Annotated in this window: 14 protein-coding genes; 7 read left to right on the top strand and 7 right to left on the bottom strand. The window is 58.8% G+C overall.

The annotated features are described in order from the left end of the window. Nucleotides 1-660, top strand: a complete 660-nt coding sequence (locus tag K1X80_RS18700; RefSeq protein WP_128593353.1) for a DUF1266 domain-containing protein — start codon at nucleotides 1-3, stop codon at nucleotides 658-660. Nucleotides 661-903: 243 nt separating this feature from the next. On the opposite strand, the gene uraH is transcribed toward K1X80_RS18700, so the two are convergent. Continuing rightward, a complete protein-coding gene (uraH, locus tag K1X80_RS18705) occupies nucleotides 904-1,314 on the bottom strand; it encodes a hydroxyisourate hydrolase (protein ID WP_057441708.1) in 411 nt (136 codons plus the stop codon). Between the two features lie 14 nt (nucleotides 1,315-1,328). Then, entirely contained in the window at nucleotides 1,329-1,832 is a 504-nt protein-coding gene (locus K1X80_RS18710) for a heme-binding protein (protein WP_120733595.1), read from the bottom strand. A gap of 146 nt (nucleotides 1,833-1,978) precedes the next feature. On the opposite strand from K1X80_RS18710, the gene K1X80_RS18715 reads away from it, so the two are divergent. The 3 genes from K1X80_RS18715 (at nucleotide 1,979) to K1X80_RS18725 (ending at nucleotide 4,889) form a co-directional block, all read left to right on the top strand. Further along, nucleotides 1,979-2,650, top strand: coding sequence for a heavy metal response regulator transcription factor (locus K1X80_RS18715; RefSeq protein ID WP_120733596.1), 672 nt, complete (start codon nucleotides 1,979-1,981; stop codon nucleotides 2,648-2,650). Beyond that, nucleotides 2,647-4,023: a heavy metal sensor histidine kinase gene (locus K1X80_RS18720; RefSeq protein WP_120733597.1), complete on the top strand. Its 1,377-nt coding sequence runs from the start codon at nucleotides 2,647-2,649 to the stop codon at nucleotides 4,021-4,023. Before K1X80_RS18715 ends, K1X80_RS18720 begins: the two co-directional genes overlap by 4 nt. Nucleotides 4,024-4,319: 296 nt before the next feature. After that, nucleotides 4,320-4,889 carry a MepB family protein gene (locus K1X80_RS18725; RefSeq protein WP_220172407.1) on the top strand — a complete coding sequence of 190 codons (570 nt, stop codon included), beginning with the start codon at nucleotides 4,320-4,322 and terminating at the stop codon, nucleotides 4,887-4,889. 41 nt (nucleotides 4,890-4,930) lie between these two features. Here K1X80_RS18725 and tnpB read toward each other — a convergent pair whose 3' ends face one another. After that, nucleotides 4,931-5,122: an IS66 family insertion sequence element accessory protein TnpB gene (gene tnpB / locus K1X80_RS28260; RefSeq protein ID WP_367615869.1), complete on the bottom strand. Its 192-nt coding sequence runs from the start codon at nucleotides 5,120-5,122 to the stop codon at nucleotides 4,931-4,933. A 584-nt stretch (nucleotides 5,123-5,706) separates the two neighbouring features. On the opposite strand from tnpB, the gene K1X80_RS18735 reads away from it, so the two are divergent. Beyond that, nucleotides 5,707-6,201, top strand: coding sequence for a DUF1543 domain-containing protein (locus K1X80_RS18735; RefSeq protein WP_169990227.1), 495 nt, complete (start codon nucleotides 5,707-5,709; stop codon nucleotides 6,199-6,201). A gap of 417 nt (nucleotides 6,202-6,618) precedes the next feature. Here the strand turns inward: K1X80_RS18735 and K1X80_RS18740 are convergent, their stop codons facing one another. The 4 genes from K1X80_RS18740 to K1X80_RS18755 all read right to left on the bottom strand — a co-directional run bounded on the left by K1X80_RS18740 (nucleotide 6,619) and on the right by K1X80_RS18755 (nucleotide 12,605). Beyond that, nucleotides 6,619-7,167, bottom strand: a complete 549-nt coding sequence (locus K1X80_RS18740; protein WP_128593356.1) for a hypothetical protein — start codon at nucleotides 7,165-7,167, stop codon at nucleotides 6,619-6,621. Between the two features lie 19 nt (nucleotides 7,168-7,186). Then, complete coding sequence (locus K1X80_RS18745; RefSeq protein ID WP_015371087.1) at nucleotides 7,187-7,441, bottom strand: hypothetical protein; 255 nt, start codon at nucleotides 7,439-7,441, stop codon at nucleotides 7,187-7,189. A gap of 62 nt (nucleotides 7,442-7,503) precedes the next feature. After that, complete coding sequence (locus K1X80_RS18750; protein WP_046068324.1) at nucleotides 7,504-7,818, bottom strand: hypothetical protein; 315 nt, start codon at nucleotides 7,816-7,818, stop codon at nucleotides 7,504-7,506. Nucleotides 7,819-7,829: 11 nt separating this feature from the next. Beyond that, nucleotides 7,830-12,605 (bottom strand): hemagglutinin repeat-containing protein, encoded by a 4,776-nt coding sequence (locus tag K1X80_RS18755; protein ID WP_258571525.1) that lies wholly within the window; start codon nucleotides 12,603-12,605, stop codon nucleotides 7,830-7,832. 498 nt (nucleotides 12,606-13,103) lie between these two features. Here K1X80_RS18755 and K1X80_RS18760 point away from each other — a divergent pair, with 498 nt between their 5' ends. Together K1X80_RS18760 and K1X80_RS18765 are read left to right on the top strand one after the other, a co-directional pair. Further along, nucleotides 13,104-14,819 (top strand): ShlB/FhaC/HecB family hemolysin secretion/activation protein, encoded by a 1,716-nt coding sequence (locus K1X80_RS18760; protein WP_220172408.1) that lies wholly within the window; start codon nucleotides 13,104-13,106, stop codon nucleotides 14,817-14,819. A gap of 104 nt (nucleotides 14,820-14,923) precedes the next feature. Continuing rightward, nucleotides 14,924-19,876 (top strand): hemagglutinin repeat-containing protein, encoded by a 4,953-nt coding sequence (locus K1X80_RS18765; RefSeq protein ID WP_220172409.1) that lies wholly within the window; start codon nucleotides 14,924-14,926, stop codon nucleotides 19,874-19,876. The last annotated feature ends 1 nt before the right edge of the window (nucleotide 19,877 follow it).

A 19,877-nucleotide genomic window follows, 5' to 3' on the forward strand; every position in this document is an offset into this window, starting at 1 on the left:
ATGTTTTTGCTTATCGCAGTTGTTGTTTCAGCCTGGATGTTGTGCCGAGCATTCAGACCGCGTGGCGCCCAGTTGTTCAGCCAACGCAGGCACTGGTCGCTGCTGCTGGCCAGGCCCATGGCTGATGCGATGGAAGTCGAGGGTTTCTACTCGTCGGCGTGCGATCACTTCACCGAGCAAGCACAGACGATTGTACGCGCAGCGTTGTTACACCAGGCCGGGATACGCAGCAATTGCAATGACGAAGCCGTGCGGTCGCACTTCAGTGCGACCCTCGAACAGCAGTGGTACAACCTCGACCTGCAGGCGCTGATGACCGGTGATGAGCCGCGTGCGGCCATGGCCTTTGCCTGCGTTCGGGTGGCGTTTCTGGTCCGTTGCGCGCTGCTGATGCGTTGGCTCGAGCCCGACCTCGCCTGGCGTGTGCTGCTGCTCAATGCACAGCGGGCGCAGGACTGTTTCGACAGCTGGGAAGAATTCGGCAAGGCCTATCAGCTAGGGCGCGAGCAGTGGGTGGCGGCGTTTCGCGTCGACTCGCTGGGCGAAGCGTTCCATGAGCAGCATCTGCGCCAGTTGCTGACGCCCGGCAGCGGAGCTTGGGCCGATGCCCCCTGGAATACGCATGCGGCGCTGACCCCGACTCTGGCGGGAGCTGCGTAGCTATTGGTTCAAGCGTCTGAATCGCTGGAGCTCTCACCGCTGGAGGCGAGCTTGGTTGAAAAGCTCTTTCATTGCTAGATCAGCCGAGGCCTGGAGTCGCTGTTCATGAATGGCTTTTCTCGGCCAATAGCAGCCATAAATATGGCTACGAATCTAGGGCGGCTCAATGAATAGGTGCTCCTGAACGACTCTGCTCAAGAGCTGGCTTTGCCCCATAAAACGGGGCAAAGCCACATCAATAATTTAGTTGCCGCGGTAAGTCGAGAACCCATAGGGGCTGAGCAGCAGCGGAATATGGTAGTGAGGCACGCTACCGTCTGCTTCGAAAATCACAGGTACTTCCGGGAAGAATGTTGCCGACTGATGCTCTTTGAACCAGTCACCCGTTTTGAACGTTACGCGATAGGTCCCTTTCTCGAGCACCTTGTTTTCCGGATAAAGCGCAGTAATACGGCCCTGTTCATTGGTAATGCCGGTGTTCAGTTTGCTCCAGTCTTGGCCGTTCTGTTTTTCAAGTGTCACATTCACGCCAGGTGATGGCAGGCCGTCTTGTAAGTTCAGCACATGGACGCTCAGAGGGTTACCAGCCGCAAAAACAGCGGAGGAAAGTGCGCTCAACACGGCACCGGCCAAAAGGGTTTTCAATGTATTCATGATGAGTCTCCTATTTATTTATGGGTGGGTAAAACTTGTGCGATAGCTTTGAGGGCACAGCCTTCATCGATCTGCGCACCGCCGGCCCCGGCAACGCCGATGGCACCGATGACTTGATCGCCCACCTTCAGCGGTACTCCACCGCCTAACAGCAACAACTCATCGAGTGTGTTTAGGTTTTCAGCTTCGGGGTTACTGCGTGCACGGTCTGATAACAGGCCTGTAGCGGTCTTTGTTGATAGGGCGGTAAAGGCCTTGCGCTGCGCTGCCAGTGTGTTGTGTGGCCCGACATTGTCATCGCGCTGTACGGCTACCAGATTGCCTCCGCGGTCTACGACTGCTGCTACCCCGGTACGGCCGTCTGCATGGCAGGCTGCCAATGTGGCGTCTAGCAATTGGTTGGCCACGGCAAGGGTGACATCCGCACGCTGGGCAACCGGTGAGGTATCTGCCCATGCGGCACTTGAACCTATCGCCAGGGATAGGAGTGAGGTGGTGCAGCTTCTTGCGATTTGCATAAATCCTCCCGTTCAAAGCTCGGTTGAGCCATTGGCGGCCATCATGCATAAGCGTTGCGCTCAGACTGATTGCGTGAGGATTACCAATTTGTAATGGGACGAAGCTGTTTATTGGCCTAGGCTATGCACCTGCGCTGGAGGACTAGATGCGTATCCTGGTTGTTGAAGATGAAGCGAAGACAGCTGACTACCTGCACAAGGGGCTGAGTGAGTCCGGCTATCTTGTGGAGGTCGCCCTGAATGGATTAGACGGTCAGCACTTGGTGCAGGAGTGCGAGTTTGATCTGATCATCCTCGATGTCATGTTGCCCGGCTTGGACGGCTGGCAATTGCTGCAGATCATCCGACGAAAGTGGCAGACGCCTGTGCTATTTCTGACGGCGCGCGATGCTATCGAAGATCGGGTCAAAGGGCTTGAGCTGGGGGCGGATGACTACCTAGTGAAGCCTTTCTCTTACGCGGAACTGCTGGCTCGTGTACGTACGCTGCTTCGCCGCGGTCCGGCGAGAGAAGTAGAGCAGTTTCAGATTGCCGACCTGCATGTCGATTTGCTCAAGCGCAAGGTCACTCGCGGTGGCGAGCGTTTGCCCCTTACCAACAAAGAGTTCGCGTTGCTGCATTTGTTGCTCAGCCGCGAAGGTGAGGTTCTGTCACGTACGCTGATTGCTTCGCATGTCTGGCAGATGAATTTCGATAGCGATACCAACGTCGTAGACGTTGCTATTCGACGTTTGCGTGCGAAGGTTGATGATCCTTATCCGATCAAGCTGATTCACACCGTACGCGGAATGGGCTACATGATGGATGCTCAACCATGAGCCTATGGCCACGTAAACTCAGCCTTCGCCTGGCCTTGATGTTTGCCTTGATCAGCGTGGTGCTCTTAGGTGCTGTAGGGTTCTATCTGTATCACTCTCTGCAACGCGAAATAGCCTGGCGTGATGATCAGGCCCTGCTCGGTCGGCTGCAGCATATGCAGGCACTGATCGGCGACAGTAAGAGTGTAGATTCGCTGCGCACGCGCCCGCAGCTGTACGAAAACATGCTGGGCAACCGCGACAACATGCTTTGGATTGTCGACAGCAATGGGCAGTTGCTAATCGAAATCAACCCGCTCGCTGTGCCATTGCCGAGTCTGCCGAAATCGTCCGCGCCAAAGCTTGCCGATAGTCCTGATGATCCAGCTTTGCGTTTTGCCTGGGTCGATATCTCGAGTCCAGAGCGTCGCCTTACCCTAATTGCGGGTAAGTACCTCGGTGAGCGTGAGCAGATGCTCAGTGCCTATCGTTGGGAAGTGCTGACAGCAGTGACGGTTGGTGCGTTGCTGGCGTTTCTGCTCGGCTGGCTGGTTAGTCAGCGCGGCCTCAAGCCGGTACGTCAACTGGCGACACGCGCAGCGACCATCGATGTGCAGCACCTGCATGTGCGCTTGGAAGCGTTCAATGATCTCAGCGAGCTAAGTGCCCTGAGCCATGCGCTCAATCAGATGCTTAGCCGCCTGGAGCAAGGCTTCGCTCAGCTGTCACGCTTCTCCGAAGACCTTGCCCACGAGATGCGTACGCCATTGAGCAACCTGATGGGGCAGACCCAGCAGACGCTTGGTCGTACTCGCTCGATTGAGGAATACCAGAATCTGTTGGTGTCCAATCAAGAAGAATACGAGCGCCTGGCGCGGATGATTGACAGCATGCTTTTCCTCGCGCGTACCGAGCAGCCAAAGTCGTCCATCAGCCGCGAACGCATCGACCTGCAGGAGCTTGCCGGACAGCTCTGCGAATATTTCGAAGGGATGGGGGAAGAGCGCGGTATTGAGTTGATAAATCAGGCCAGTGGCACGTTGTACGCTGACGCGCAGTTGCTACGCAGGGCACTGGCCAATTTGATTGCAAACGCACTGCGTTATGCCGCTCCTGGTACGCCGGTGACTATCAGCACCATGAGCGCTGGGAATGGGCTCGAAATCAGCGTACACAACCAAGGTGATGCGATTGCAGGCGAACACCTACCGCATTTATTCGAGCGGTTTTACCGGTGTGATCCTTCTCGCAATCAGCCCGATGATTCGGGCGGGCTTGGATTGGCCATCGTTCGATCGATTATGCAGGCCCACAGTGGAAAAGTGGGTGTAACCAGCAGCAATTTAGGCACGGCGTTTTTGCTCACTTTTCCGAACGAAACGTCTCTACTATGAGCGAAGCTATTAGTGTGGTTGTGGTCAGTTGTTGTTGATCAGCGCTATGTGAGTCGCCGCGAGATTGTGTAGGTCCTAGATGACCGCTTCTGGCCAACTTCTGCCTGTCGTAGCGGGCAGCAATCGGCCAGAAGCTTCCTGTCACGAAGGACCTATCCAAAGCGTAAGCGGCTGGCTATCCCACCTTGCGTAATCACACGATGTAATCGCCCGCAGTCCGCTGGGTATGTCGAAGGGCGTAGCATATGTTCTGGATTGGATCGTATGGCCAATGAGTGGTTTAGGAGTTGTTCCCTTTGAAATTCGATTTAACTGAACAAGGCACAAAATATGCGTGCGCGGCAGACCCTGGCCTCGGCTATATTCCAAACGATCTGATAGCGGCTATCCAGGATGTGTACACGCCGGCGGGAATGCAATTGACGGATCTGGCTATACGCGAGGCTGAGAGTGCCGAGTATGGTGCCTCCCGCTTTGGCCTCGACGGACACACCATTGTCTTCCGTGTGGCTAAAACAACGCCGACGAAGATTGGACAGTTCGTCACAATATGGAAGCGCCCGACGTCAGGCAGCATCATTGCACCTCTCGATATCGATGATGGCGTAGCCTTTGTTGTGGTGAGTGTGTTCGATGCAACGCATCGCGGACAGTTTGTTTTCGACCAGAAAATACTGGCATCAAAGGGCATCATGGCGACTAACGGTAAAGGTGGTAAGCGCGCTATCCGCGTTTATCCACCTTGGGTCAAACCAGTCGCCAAAGAGGCCGTTAGGACACAGCAATGGCAACTACGTTACTTTCTTCCTCTTGAACAAAGCGGTAACGCCGATTCCGTGCAGGTGCGTCGGCTCTTTGAAGTTTAAGATCCTTATTCGTCATTCTTGAGCGTTCTGGGTAATGGCAGCTAAAGCACTGTGATCGAGCCGCCCGCGGCTATCCGCTGCCAAGGCAAGCCCAGTATCAAGGCCTGAAGTTGTTCCTTGTCGAGTTCGACGTCCGATCCGTGCCGGATACCTGGCCAGTGAAACTTGTCTTGGTTCAATCGTCGCACCGAACACCGCGATAACTCTAGCCAACGCGGTCTCGGTACCGGCACGCATGTCCATCGGCTCGGTGGCGATCCAGATGGAATCGATGCGGATCATTGAGCGAGTCCACGGATGAATCGTGGTGCTGTACTGCCTGTGTTTTGGGGGCTACGGGCTTAGATGTTCCAACCCATCACCGATAACGCTGTTGAGTTTACGCCTGACTGGCGGCAAACGACGCTAACCTGCCCTTCACGAAGGGCTGCAGCACCTTCAGTTAGGGTGTGAATATTTACCAGGAGGGCTGGTCCTGTGAGTCCTCGTCTCCGGACTTTACTACTTTCTGAATCGACCACAGGTCTTTGCGCACGCGTTCGGGAGGCGGTGAAGCCCCCGAAAATGTTCCCCCCGAACGCCTACTCAATGCCTATAGAGGCCTGACTGACACCTGTATAATTACATTCTTTGATCCTTCATCACCATTTACGCATGGCGTTGTAGGAGGTGTGTTTATATGAATTTTATTAGGTTATTGCTTTAATTTTTTGACTTGCGTGCAATTGTCGGCGCGATGTTAATGGTGTTTAAAACATGATAATATGGCCCGCAATTATTTGAGCTGTTCCATTTTTAATTTATAGCAGGGCGAATAATGCTTTTTATTGTAATGTTAGGCGGAAAACATCCTAGAGCGAAAATTGAAGTCCATGATATAGCCTTCGTATTAGCTGATAGCTTAGAGGGTGCATATCCTCAGCTTAGACAGAGTTGGTTTGGATCTCCTGTAGGCCTTCATATTGATGCGTGGATGGCAGTTGATGGAGTTGCAGGCTGGAAATTAGAACTAAGTGAATTAGCTCCCCACCCTGGATCAATGCGTTTGTATTTTATCAATTTAGGCGGATATGAAGTTAAATCCTTTGGCGAAGCGCATCACTATTCTCTGATAGTTGCGAAAGATAAGCGGGAGGCGATGAGCCTCGGTAAACGCGAGATTTTAAAGCACTGGGTCCAGGCCCATACTGATGGTGTGCTGGATGTGGACGACTGTTTGCCGATTGATGCGATAGAAGGACGATACGTTCATTTGGTTGAGGGACCACACGACGGCATCATTCAGCGCAATGACTACATTGTTTTGTCGTAACGTTTGATTAGCTCAACACGTCATCTGCTGAATCGCCCGAATTTCCTACGTAATGAGCGGCCACTTTTGGCCGTTTTCTGCCTGTGACGACCGATTGAATTCGGCCATAAGCGGACATGTCAGAAAAATTGTGGTCGGTGATGCCATCTATCTCCATCTCGTGACAGCGCCAGAAAACGATTGGCCTTTGTCTGGATGTCTACCTCAAAAGCGGACGACCAACTCGGTTCTGGTTTCGCCCAGCTTGCCTCCTCCGCAAGTGCAAGCTGGCTCACTTCTCTGCCTCTTGGATACGCCTGGTATGTCAAGTCGGCTAAAGGCCACGCCCCGATGCGCATTGATTCGGCTCACGTTTAGGTTTGAACTATCCGCAATGTCCGGATAGCCACCTATAGCTGGAACTCTGAATACGCTAAGCTAAAAGGCATCCAATGCTCTACACAGCCCTGCCTTCTCAACAGGCTCGTTTTCAGGTTTTCCAGCTGGGTTTAAGCGCTGCAACGCGACCAGGCACTGGCCACCGTCCAGCAGGATCAGTTCGTAATCTTGCCCGGCCTTGGGGGTGAAGTGAAAGCTCTGCCTGCAGCTATAGGAATTGCCGCCAGAAACATAGCCCTCACTCTGGAAGTTCATGGCAAAAGGCTTGTTCGCCGGCACCTTCAGTTCGCTACGCGCCGAGCCTTGCGCCTCCACCCGGCGGTTGCTCTCGGGCATGCCCAGGCTGCGGCCATTATTCTGACCCGCAAAGCCGGATTCGGACACGGTCATCACCCCGGCGCCAGGCACACGCCAGTCGATGCAGTCACGGCCCGGCACACCGCGCGCCACGCCATTGGTGATCACGCGCAAGCGTGCGGTATCCCCTGCTGTGGGTTCAACATAGGGCGTGTTGTAAGCACGGATATTGGAAATATTGCCGCAGCCACTCACGGCCACGGCCAGGCCGGCTATCAGAAACGCTCTCATGGAAGTCCTTTTTTGAGGCTTAACGGCAGTGATAAGGGCTTTCGCTGCTCAGTTCCTCGCCGGTCCGGGCATCGCGAATGATGACCGTCGCCCCCGGCGCATTGAGGCAGAACGCATTGCGTATGGGGTAAATGTTATGGCCCTCGGCGGTGAACGTGCCGAGCTTGGTTAACGGGGCGCCGGAGGCGTCCTGAGCCGTCACGGTGTACTCACCCGACATGGTCAGACAGCCGCTCAGTAACAGCAGCAAGGTGGCGCAGATTGCATATTTCACAGGTGATGTCCCTATCGTGTTGAGTGACGAACCCTCAAAAAGAGGGCGGTTTTTTTGTGGTTTCATTGCGCCGACTCACAGGCCTTCAACGGTTCTTGGGTGCGCAACGCACAGACGTCAAAACCATCACGCCGGGTGTAGCCCGAGCGCTTCATACACACAAAGCGCTGCGCCCGCTCCTGGAAGCTGGCATTGGGATCGATGCCGGAGCCATTCTTCTCACCGCAAGCCAACATGGAGGTCAAGACATCCTTGCTGCTCGCGCCGGGTTTCTCCCATAAGTCCGCATCAGCCGCCGGGGGCTGAAAGGGCTCGCTGAAACAGGCGGTGACGAGGGTAGCAAGCAGCAGCGCCAATGCCATAGGTTTAAGCCACATGATCAATCTCCTTATTTTCTCGGGCTGACAGGCACCAGCACCGGCTTGCCTTGCGGCCAATATCTTGCGCAGGCTTGCGCACCACTGCCATAACAGCTGTGCATGGTCGTATCACCGGTGAAGACATTGCCCAACTCCTTGAGCAAGCTGCTGCCCTCAGGTATTACGCCGCCAGTACCCGGGTTATTGCCCATGAAGAACCACCTGCCCACCGGGTCGTTGTTATGAACTTCGTATTTAAGAACCATCTTCGCCTGTTCGACTGGGTCGGTGACGGCCGAACGGTTTTGCAAAAAGGCCAACTGTTCATCGGCGGTGTAAACATTGAACGCGCCACCGAAGTTATACACCGTAGTCTTGCTGAGTAACCCGGCAGCATCAGGCATGTTGTAAATGGATTGTCGGGAGTTGCCACCGGTCATAGTGCCGCGACTGTGTTCAGTCAGGTGCAAGCCAGTGGCGCCATAGTCGAGCTGCAACTGGCGCGAGGCCGCGGTGTAGTTGGTCAAGCCGAAAAAGTCGTTATCCATCGCCTTCTGATACCCGGCAATCAACAGCTCCGACAGGGTATTGTCCGCCTTGGGAAACCACATGAAATACTGTGGCCCGGTCGCGCCAGGGTCGCGATGCTGAGCCGCGTATTTAGCCGCGGCTTTGTCGTCGTTGAAAATGCCATTGAGGGCTACGTTGACTACGTTGTTTTCATCCGCCTGCAGATGTTGCCTTTCTGCATCACCCACTACACGGAACAACGGCTTTTGGTCCGCGCCTTCCTTCACATTGCCCTGTTCATCCAGCTCCAGCGCCAACATCTGTGGCGGCGTTTTGAACATGGTGCGATACGCCTTATCGGTAAACTGCACCCCTTGGCGATAGGCCTCATTCTTGATCGACTGCTCCGCCTCGGCGGTACGCTGCAGTTTGTCCAGGTCCTGACGCTCGGCGCCAACATGGGAGTGGGCGGTGTCACGGTTAAGGCTGGCCACGGTTTGACTGGCATCACGGCCGGTCAATTGCTGCTGGCGGTAGGCATCGGTAATGAGGATATTGCCGGCACTCACCGCGCTCAGCGTGTTGCCCTCGGAAGAGTCCGAAGCCTTCCCTGCATCCAGGTAGTTGCTGAACAAGGCCTTGCTGGCGCCGTACATGCCCTGGCCGACAAAGTCGCTGCTGAGGGTGAGCCCACTGCTGTCGGCGCTGGCCTTGGCGCTGTTGTGCAGGTCAGCGGTGGTCAATGAGCCGGTACTCAAGCTGTTCTTGCCATCGGCAATCGCCTTGTCGTTGCTGGCGATCACGCCGCCCACCAAGTGGGTGTTGCCCTTGACCCGGATATCAAAACCACCGTCCCCGGCCCGAATGCCGCTCTGCTCAGTGACACTTTCAAAGTTGGATTTCTGAATGCCTTTGTTCTGACTCAACGTGAAGCTCGATGAGCCGATGCAGAATGGCGGCACGCAAATACTCACGCCCACGCCCAGGCTAGTCTGTTTGGCCTTGTAGGTACTGGTGTCCTGCAGGCTTTCGACACTGAAATCACCGCCCACATCGGCCGTGACTTGCTTGCCACTCACCACTGCGCCCTTGAGTCGGGTATCGCCACCGGAATCGAGCGAGACCTTATTACCGGCGTCCACATGGGTATTGCTCCAGACCACATCATCGCCATCGGCCTTGCCGCGGTTTTGGGACGCCCCTGCGTTAAAACTGATGCCAGTGGTTTGGCCGCCGATGGCAATGCCAATCCCAAGGCTGGCGTTGCTGCCCTTTTCGGTCGTGCGCTGTTGCACCGTGTTTTGCGCGGCCAGCAAGGCAATAGCGCCGTCGGCCTTGAGGTTAACGTCATGGCCGGCGGTGATCTGGCTGCCTTGTACGGTCAGGTTACTGTTCTTGCCGGCGCCGGCCGCGGTAATGTTGACATCACCACCGGCCAACACCGACGAGCTGGCGGCCGAATTGGAGGTCTGCTCGGTTTTACTTTCCTTCTTGCTGGTGCCGGCCGAAATGCTGATATTAATGCCGCCGGCCATGGACCGGTCCTTGTCATACTGGATATAGCCGTTGCCCGCCCCCATCAGGGTGTTGACCAGCGCCAGTGTTTTGAGCCGGCCATCATCGGTGCGGTCGGACGCGGTTTTCATGCGCTGGGCGGTCTGCACGGCTTCGATCACCGGGTTGGTTACGGTAATCGTGAGGCCGCCTTGCTTGAACTTGGTCTCCTGGGTGATGTGTTGCTGGTCACGGGCCTCAAGGATATCGACCAACCGCGCGGCAATGTTCACATCGCCCTTGGGCGCCGTCACTTGGCTGCCGACCTGGCGGTAGGCATTGCCGGCCAGGATACTCACGTTGCCATCGGTGGCGCCGATGGTGCTGGCCGCCGCCGTTTCACTGGCGGTACGGTTTTTGTCGCTGCGCTGCTGGCTGCCGATGGTCACCGCGATGGCGCCACCGCTGAACAGCCCGCTTTGCTTGACCTCCTTGAAGTGCTGTTCGCTGAGCTGGTCGGTGGCGGCCACCACATTCACATCGTGCCCGGCTACCAGGGTGGTGCCACTGGTGGAGACCACGTTACTGCCGCGCACATTCAAGTCATTGTCGGCCTTGACCCACGCGGTCTCGCCACTGAGGGTGGTGGCCTGGGCGCGGGTTTCACTCACGGTGTCGCGGGTTGAAGTGGTCTTGCTGGAGAACAAGCTGTTACTGCCGGTGACCTTATGGGCCTCGTCGACAAAGTTGTAGCTCTGGCTGGTGCTTAAATTGACGTCGCGGCCTGTCGAAACGGTGACCCCGCCCTGCTCGCTGACGACCTTGGCACCTCGGGCATTGAGGTCATTGTCCGCGATCAGGCGTACCTCGCCCTCACCCTGGATAACACTGCCGACATCGGTGCGGCTCGCGTCCTTGCGCCAGTTGCTGGCGTTCCATTGCACGCTTTGTTCACGGCTCTGGGTCACCGTGCCCAGGTTGATATCGTGGCCAGCAACCACCGTGGTCTTGCCGTCCTTGCCGGAACTGACGATCTGCGCCGCACTCAGGTTGATATCGCGCGCCGCGTTCACCACCAGTTCACCCTTGGCATCGGAGACAAACAACCCGGCAACCCGCGAAATACCCGTGGCGGTGCCCTGGGCACTTTCGGTGTTGCGCGTGGTGGACACCATGTTGATATCGCGACCGGCAACCGTATTCAAGCGCGTGGAGGCATCGATCAACCCGCCGAGGTTGTTCAAGTCGGTGCGGGCTTTTACCTCCACCTCGCCACCGGTCAGGCGCCCGCCCAGGTTCTGCAGGTTGTCGGCGGAAATCGCCAGCACGCTGCGCCCGGCGATCGTGCCGCGGTTAACCAGGTCGCCTTGTAGCTTGAGGTCGACCACGTTGCCCGCCATTAGTGCACCGGAGCCATCCAGGTCGCCGTCGCGCACCCGCACATACACCTGCGGCACCAACGCCTGCGTCACGCTGCCGTCGGCAAGGGTTACGTCCTTCTTCACCAGCCAGACGATGTCGCTGGTCAACTGGGCCATTTGCTCAGGGCTGAGCGCCACACCCGGCACCAGCTTCCACTTGCCGGCGTAGGTCAGCGCACTGTCGAGCAACGCGCGGTACTGGGTCTCATCATTGGCGTAGCCGTCGAGGAAGCGTCTGCCGGTGAGTTGGGCAATCTGTTCGCGGATCAGTTTTTGCTCATAGAAACCATCGCCCAGCCGCGTAAGGGTCAGGCCCGGATCCAGTTGCAGCCGATCCAGCATGTAGTTGGAAGACAGCCAGGAACGATAACTGGTGAAACGCGGGTCGCTCTCCACCAGATAGTTCGGGTTGGCCTGGGGATTGAGGTGGAACAGGCTGTTGTCCGGCACCTGCACATTAAGCCCGCCGGTACGGATTGACTCACCTACGCCTCCCGCCGCCGTCGCTTGCAGCGCCGCCACTTCCAGCACCGGGCCAGGCGCTCGGCCATTGCCCACATTGACCTTGGCCGCACTGGCACCGCCGGCAGCCTGATCGACGCTACTGGTCAGGCGAGTGCCGAGTTGCAGGCCACTGCCGGTATGGGCGGTGTTTTGCAGGTACTGGGTTGGCCGCAGGAAAATATCCGTGACGCTGGCGGCCGGGTTGTAGGCGGCTGTCGAACGGCCCTGACGGTCACGGCCCTTGCGATGGATGCGATACAAATGGCTGAACGTGCCACTGTCCGTCACCGTCTGCTGCCCGGTGACTTCGGTGTTGTTGAGCTGTCCGATAGTGCCCACCAACGTGCCGCCGGCGATGATCCGGCTCTTGTCGTTCAACACCGAATTGGCGGTCAGCAGCATTGAGCCGCCGGAAAGGATTTCACCCGGGTCCGAGGTGAGGATCTGGGTCTGGGTAGTGGTACGAGTGTAGTCGTAGCGGTTGTAGTTATCGGCCACGCCCTCGGGGCTGACCAAGTGGCTGACTTCGTCGTTGTAGAGTGAGATCTGATCCGGGCGATAGCGATTGGCAGAGCCGGTGTGCTGGAACTCCTGGACGCCTTCGCGGCTGACCTCAACCACTTGGGTGCTGAAGTGTTCGTTGGTATTGCGCAACTCGGCACTGTTAAGGCTCAGCCCGCCGAGTGCTTCGATACTTGCGCTGGCGTTATGCACCAGCCCGGCCTGGCCGGTGGCCTGGCCCTGGGCATCCAGCGCGCCGCCGATCAACAAGTCACCGGCACTGAAAAGCATGGCGTGCTCACGGTTGACCAGCGTCCCGACGCCAATGTCCAGGCGTTCGCGCGCGGCGATCACGGCCGCTCGGGCATCTTCCACATCATTGGTCAGTTGCCCCGCCGCAATGGATACGTGATCACCATAAATACGGCCGATGCCAACCAGTTACAAGCATCACGGCGAAGGCCGCGTGCAGTAACGGGGCAAGCGCAAGATTCGCTACCGGTGCCTGGAGGAGAGTAGAGAACAGAATGCCAATGTTCAGCTGTTTGTATTGAACAACCTGACGCTAGGCCCAGCGGCTTTTGTAAAAGGCAAAGGGGTAAATACGTCTGAAAGGCAGGGTTGATCGGTGAGTCAGCAGAATGAGAGCAGAAATCGCCTCATGAAACGCCCAAACGAGTTGTCGCCAGGCCCTCCCGCACCACCTCTATGCATTTATTTTGTGAATAACGCGGCATTCCCCACGTTTTACGTAAAAAGTCCTGCCACTGATGTAACAAACAGTTTAATGATGGCTCAACTGTGCAAAATCCCTGAGTTCACCGTTTGGCTAATGGGTATGGATTGTGCGTACTTCTAGGTTAAGGATGTCGAGTGCCAAATCAGCCCTCAACCCAACGCCAGTATTGTATCCAGAGCCTGGGCGTCGCCCTGCTCTGCCTGCGCGCGCTGCCGGCCGCCGCCGCCGATGGGCCGCAAGCGGGCCAGGAAGCGCTGCGCTTGCAGCAGCAACAGCAGCGCGACTTGCAGCAATTACACCTGGAGCAGCGCCAACGGCAACTGCAACGCGGTAGTTTCGGTACGCAAGCGGCCACGCCGGCCTTGCCAACAGACATCGCCAAAGATGACCGCTGCTGGCCGCTAAGTGGCACGCGCCTGGCAGGGGTCACGCTGTTCAGCAAGGCTGAGCTGAACAAACGCATCGAACCCTACGTGGCGCCGTGCATGGGCGTCACCCAGATCAACCGCCTGCTGGCCGAGATCACCCAGCTGTATGTGCAAGCCGGCTATATCGCCAGCCGCCCGTACCTGATCAGCCCGCCGGCGGCCGGACAGTCGCTGGATATTCACGTCGAAGAGGGCTACCTCGAAGCCATCGAACTGGCCGACCAGAGCCTGCCGGTGTCATTAGGCGGCGCGTTCCCCGGGATGCTCGGCAAGCCGCTGAACCTGCGCGATTTGGAACAAGGCCTGGACCAGCTCAACCGCCTGCGTTCGGTGGACCTCACCGCCGACATCGCCCCTGGCAATAAAGCTGGCGCCTCGCGCATCATCCTGCGCTCGCGCAGCACGGCGTCACGCTGGGGGCTGGGGCTTGGAGTGGATAACCTCGGCAGTGCCGGCACGGGGCGTGATCGCAATGCCATCAACCTGAGCCTGGACAGCCCGCTCAAGCTCAACGATTCGCTCAACCTGAGCTTCAGCGACACGCTCAACCACGGGCCGCGCTACAGCCGCAGCAACAGCCTGTTCTATTCCATCCCTTACGGGTACTGGACCTACAGCCTGTTCGCCAGCCACACCGAATACCGCTCGCCGTTCAAGCTCAGCCGCGCCACGTTTTACAACAGCGGCCGTACCGACCAGGTCAGTTTGCGCACCGACCGCGTGCTGTGGCGCGACCAGGGCCATCAACTCAGCGCCAACCTGCAACTGGCCTACAAGGACGTCGACAGCTACCTGCAAAAGGTTCGCTTAGGCATCCAGAGCCCGACGCTGACAGTGGCCGAGGCTGGCCTGAATCTGTTCTGGCTCAACAGCGCAGTGTGGAACCTCGACGTCAATTACGCCCAAGGCCTGACATGGTTCGGCGCCGACCGTGATGCCGACCAAACGCAAAAAAACCTGCCCCAGGCGCAATTCCATAAGTACCGCGCCAACCTCACCCAATGGCGCAACGGCCAATGGCTGGGGCAACCGTGGCAGTGGCAGAGCCAGCTCTCGGCGCAATACAGCCCGGATGCGTTGCCTGCCATCGAACAACTGCTGGGCACCGACGATTCGGCGGTGCGTGGCTACCGCGAAAACATCGCGTCCGGGGCCATCGGCGCAGTATGGCGCAACACCTTGCGCCTGCCGCTCACCAGCGACCTGCCGGTAAAAATCACCCCGCGCCTGGGCCTGGACAACGGCTGGATCAAGCGCGAACACGGCGCTCAAAGCCTGCGCCTGAGCGGTGCCAGTGCCGGGCTCAACCTCAGCTGGAAAAACGTGCAACTGGACCTCGATTACCAACGCAACCTCAACACGCCCGCAGGGTTTGGCCAGGAGCCGGAGGTCTGGCTGACGCGCCTTAGCGTACAGATTTGAGCAACACCTGTTTAGCCTGAGTTAACCGCCGTACCTGACCACCACAGCAGCGTTGCAACGAACAACGCACGTCGCGGATCAGCCAACACAAAGCGAATTTATTTATGCCGACTGACACCCATACATTTCACCTTTCACCCCAGGGCAAACTGCGCTGGGCCATCGCCAGCCTGTTCCTGCTGCCGCAGCTGGTCCTGGCCGGTGGCTTAACCGTCGTCGAAGGGCCTGGCGGTACGCCGCAGCTGCAAAACCAGGGCGGCGTGCCCATCGTCAACATCGTCGCGCCGAATGCCGGCGGCCTGTCCCATAACCAGTTTCTGGACTACAACGTCGACCGCCAGGGCGTGGTGTTGAACAACGCCTTGCAGGCTGGTCAATCGCAACTCGCCGGGCAACTGGCGGCCAATCCGCAGTTCCAGGGCCAGGCGGCGAGCGTGATCCTCAACGAAGTGGTGAGCCGCAACGCCTCGGCCATCAACGGCGCTCAGGAGATTTTTGGCCGGGCTGCCGATTATGTGCTGGCCAACCCCAATGGCATTTCCGTCAACGGCGGCAGTTTCATCAACACCCCAAATGCCAACCTGGTAGTGGGCCGCCCTGAGCTCAACGACGGCAAGCTGCAAGGCTTGAACACTCGCGATGCAAGCGGCCACCTGACGGTGCAGGGCCAGGGCCTGCAAAACGGCGCGGGGTCGATCAACCTGATCGCGCCGCGTATCGACAGCGATGGGCGCCTCAGTGCGCGTGACCAATTGAACCTCACGGTCGGCCGCAATCAAGTCGACTACGCCAGCGGCCAGGTGCGCCAGGTCGACCCGGCGAGCAAAACCCAGGACCAGCGTATCGACGCCCGCCTGTTCGGGGCAATGCAGGCCGGCCGTATCAATATCATCAGCACCGCCGAAGGTGCCGGGGTGCGCGTGGGCGCGGTGCAAGTCGAGGGCCGTGATGGGGTGAAGGTCAGCTCGGCCGGCGACCTCGATATCAGCGGCCAGGTCCACGCCAACAGCCTCGACGCCACCCGCGCAGGTGTGCAGAGCCGCCAGGGCGATGTCGACTTGCACAGTGCCAAAGACTTGAGCCTCGCCGCCACCGACGTCGGCGGACGCAACGTCAAGCTCGACGCCGGCCGCAACCTCACCCTCAGCAGCCTGGAAAGCCAAAAACTTCAGGAAAAACGTGAGCAGTGGAACAACAGCAACTTCCTGTTCACCTACGAAACCTATGACCGCACCACCACCGACAAGGACTCGCGTCAGCACGGCAACAACGTCGTCGCACAACAAAATGCCACGCTGTCGTCCGGCGCCAACACCGAGATCAAGGCCAGCAAGGTCGAAGCAGGCGACGCATTGCGCGTCAACAGCGGCGCCGACCTGCAACTGAGCGCCGCCACCGAGACCCACGAAACCCGCGACCAGGGCAACCACCGCAAGCACCTGTGGAAAGCCAACTGGGACAAGTCCAGCAGCGAACAGCGCAGCGTCACCAGCAGTCTCAAGGCCGGCAAAGCCCTGGAGCTGACCAGCCAGCAAAAACTGCAACTGCAAGGCGCCGAACTGAAATCTGCGGGCGATATTCAATTGGCCGCTCGGCAAGTCGACATCACCAGCGCCAGCCGTATCCAGAGCAGCAGCGACAACGCTTACTCCGGCGACCTGACTGGCGGCAGTTTCTTCGGCAAGAACGGCGATGGCGATAAGGGCAAGACCCTGAACACCGGCAGCAAGGTCAATGCCGATGGCAAGCTGATCGTCAAGGCGGACGACGTGCGCATCAGCGGCAGCCAGGCGCGTGGTGGCCAACAGGCCAGCGTCATCAGCGACAAAGGCTCTCTGGTGATCGACGGCGTGCAAGACACCTCCCACGACAATAGCTACAGCAACGACAGCAAGTTCTTTGGTATCTCCAAGGATGAAAGCCGCAAGAACCTCAAAGACAGCACCGTCGTCGCCAGCAACCTGCGCTCGGACAGCAACCTCAAACTGCAAAGCGCCAAGGACATCAGCGTCAGCGGCTCCAAGGTCGCTGCGGCAGGCGAACTGCAAGCGAATGCCAAGGGTGACATCAAAGTCGCGTCGGCTGAAAACACCTCTCACACCACTACCAGCACTCACACGCGGGGTTTCGATAGCTACGCCAAGGAAACCGCCGACGGCACGCATCAGTACCGCGCGGGTGTGAACTATGCAGACCAGCAGCACGCCAGCAAGACCGACACCACCCAGCAGCAAGCTTCCAGCCTCAGCGGCGGAAGCCTGGCCGTCACGGCCGGTGGCGACGTGAGCATCAAGGGTTCCGAGCTGAAGGCGACCCAGGGCGATGCGACCGTGAGCGGCAAAAACGTCGAGCTGTTGGCGACCGATCACAGCACCCGTAGCCAAACCGACACCACCACCACCGCTGGCGGCGTGTATTACACCGGCGGCCTGGACCGAGCCGGCAATGGTGCGCAGTTCAGCCACCAGACCAGCACTGACACCAGCCACAAAACCACCGCGCAAACCAGCAGCGTGGCGTCGGCCGGCACGCTGACGATCAACGCCGGCAATACCCTGACCAGCCAGGGCGCGCAGGTGAAGGCCGGTTCTGAGTTGCAGGTCAACGCGGCGCAGGTCGATAACCAGGCGGCGCATAACACCGAGACCGGCACCCACAAAGAGAACGGTTGGACCGCCGACGTCGGCGCCAATGTTGAATACAAAGGCATCACCCGGCCGATCGAAAAAGCCGTCGACGGCGTGGCCCAGGCCAAATTCCATCAGCCCGGCCTGCTGGATGCCTTCGAGCAACCGAATGTCGGGCTCGATGTGGAAGTCGGCCATACCAACAAGACCCGCACACAGCAGGACAGTACCGCCGTGGTCAGCCAGTTCAGCGGTGGCACGGTGCAGGTCAATGTCGCCAACACCGTGAAAGATGAAGGCACCCAGTACCGCGCCAGTGAGGGCGGGCTGAAGATCAATGCCGGCGAGCACCTCGCCACGGCGGCCGCCAACACCCACACCAGCAGCGAGCAAGGCGTTGACGCCAGAGTGGGCGTGCGCGTCTACACCACCACCGGTGAAGACTTGAACGTGCGCGGCAATGGCGCAGGCGGCAGCAGCGATGTGCGCGAATCCAGCAGCACGGCGGTGGTCGGCAGCTACGCCGGGGCCCAGGGTGTGAACATCGAGACCCAAGGCGACGCGCGTTATGAAGGCACCCAATTCAACGGCGGCCAGGCGGGCGTCAACCTCAAAGGCGGTGGCGAATTGGCGCTGAACCAGGCCAACGATACCCAGAGCAACACCAGTAACAGCCTGCGCGGCAGCGGTTCTATGACCGTGGGCACGGCCCCGGGCAGCAACGGTACGAACGCCAGCCTCGGTGCCGGCGTGCAACTGGACGACAAGCGCCTGAACACCCAGGACAGCCAGGCGCGTGTCGCGACGCTGCAGGGCAACGGCCCGATCCAGCTCAGCAGCGGTGGCGACATGACCCTGCAGGGTACTCAGGTCGGCAGCAGCACCGCGAAGACCGGTGACATCAGCCTCAACGCTGGCGGCAAGCTGAATCTGCAAGCGGCCACCGCTACGCACGTGAGCAGCGGCAGCAACCTGGGCGGCGGCCTGACGGTCGGGGCCAGCAAGACCAGCAGCGCTGAAAGCAGCGGCACCACCGGCAGCCTGAGCGCCAACTTCAACATCGGCAAAGTCGCCGAAAACGACCATGGCGTTAGCGTCGGGCAGTTGCACAGCAACGGCAAAGTGAGCCTCACCAGCGGCGCCAACGCGGCGGATGCGATCCACCTGCAAGGCACTCAGGTGGTGGCTGACAGCGTCAATCTGGATGCGCAAAACGGCGGCATCCTGCAAGAGTCGGCGCAATCGACCCAGGCGCATAACAGCTGGGGCGTGACCCTGGGCGCAGGCGGCAGCGGCGGCAAAACCACCCTGGCCGACGCCGGTGAACATGACACCCCCAAGACCCAGCACGGCATCAATGCGCGGGCCAAGGTCGACGTGGATCACCTGCAAGGCACCACCCAGCACGACAGCCTGATCAAGGCGAATAAGGTGGTGATCAACAGTGCCGGTGATACCCATCTGGCCGGCGCGCGAATTGAAGCCGATCAGGTCAGTGGCAATGTCGGCGGCGACCTCGTCGTCGAGAGCCGCAAAGATCAAGTCAGCAGCACCCAAGTCAACGTCGACGCCAAGCTTGATGTCGAGAAAAACCAGCCCGGCGTGGTCAACAAACTGGCCAAGGCCAGCGGCCCGCTCAAGGACAAGGTGCAAGCCAAGGCCGAGGGCGCGTTTGACAAGCACCGCGAAAAGCTCGAGAACGCCGTGGACAAGGGCACCGAGCACCTGGCCTCGGCCAAGGACAGCGTGGTCAACAGCGTTGGCAACGCCAAGGAACGCCTGGGCGAAAAACTCACCCGCAGCGGTAGCTACGACGTGAACCCCGAGCCCCGCGGCGCCTTCGGTACGAGCGTGGACAAAGCCAAGGCTTACCTGGCGGACAAGAAGGATGCCGTGGGCACTCGCCTGTCCGACCTCAAGGAAAAGGCCTGGCCAAAAACCACTGACAGCTACGCCGTCAACGGCAAAAACACCACCGGCAGTTCGGTGGCCAATACCACCGAAAACGTGCTGTTCGGCGACAAGAGCGGCAACACGTCCTACACCCCGACGTTGAACCTGGACGTCAGCCATGTGGTGAAAGACAGCGTCACTCAAGCGTCGGGCATCCGCACGCAAGGCGTCAACCTGCAGGTGAGTGGCGAAACCCACCTGACTGGCGCCCGGATCAGCGCGGACCAGGGCAAGGTCGACCTGGGTGGTTCCAAGGTCACGGCAACGACGTTGGCCGGCAGCGATTACCGAGCGGATGTCGGGCTGAACCTGTCGAAGTCACCGGTCAACCTGGTGCTGGGCGCCAAGGACGAATTGACCCAGAAACAGGACGACGCCATACGTAAGGATCAAGCCTTCAACCTTGGACCGCTGAGGGTCGGCGGGCACAGTGATAGCCAGGCGTTACAGGCCGGGATCGATCAGCAAACCCATTAAC

Source organism: Pseudomonas sp. So3.2b, assembly GCF_019464415.1.
Lineage (GTDB): Bacteria > Pseudomonadota > Gammaproteobacteria > Pseudomonadales > Pseudomonadaceae > Aquipseudomonas > Aquipseudomonas shahriarae.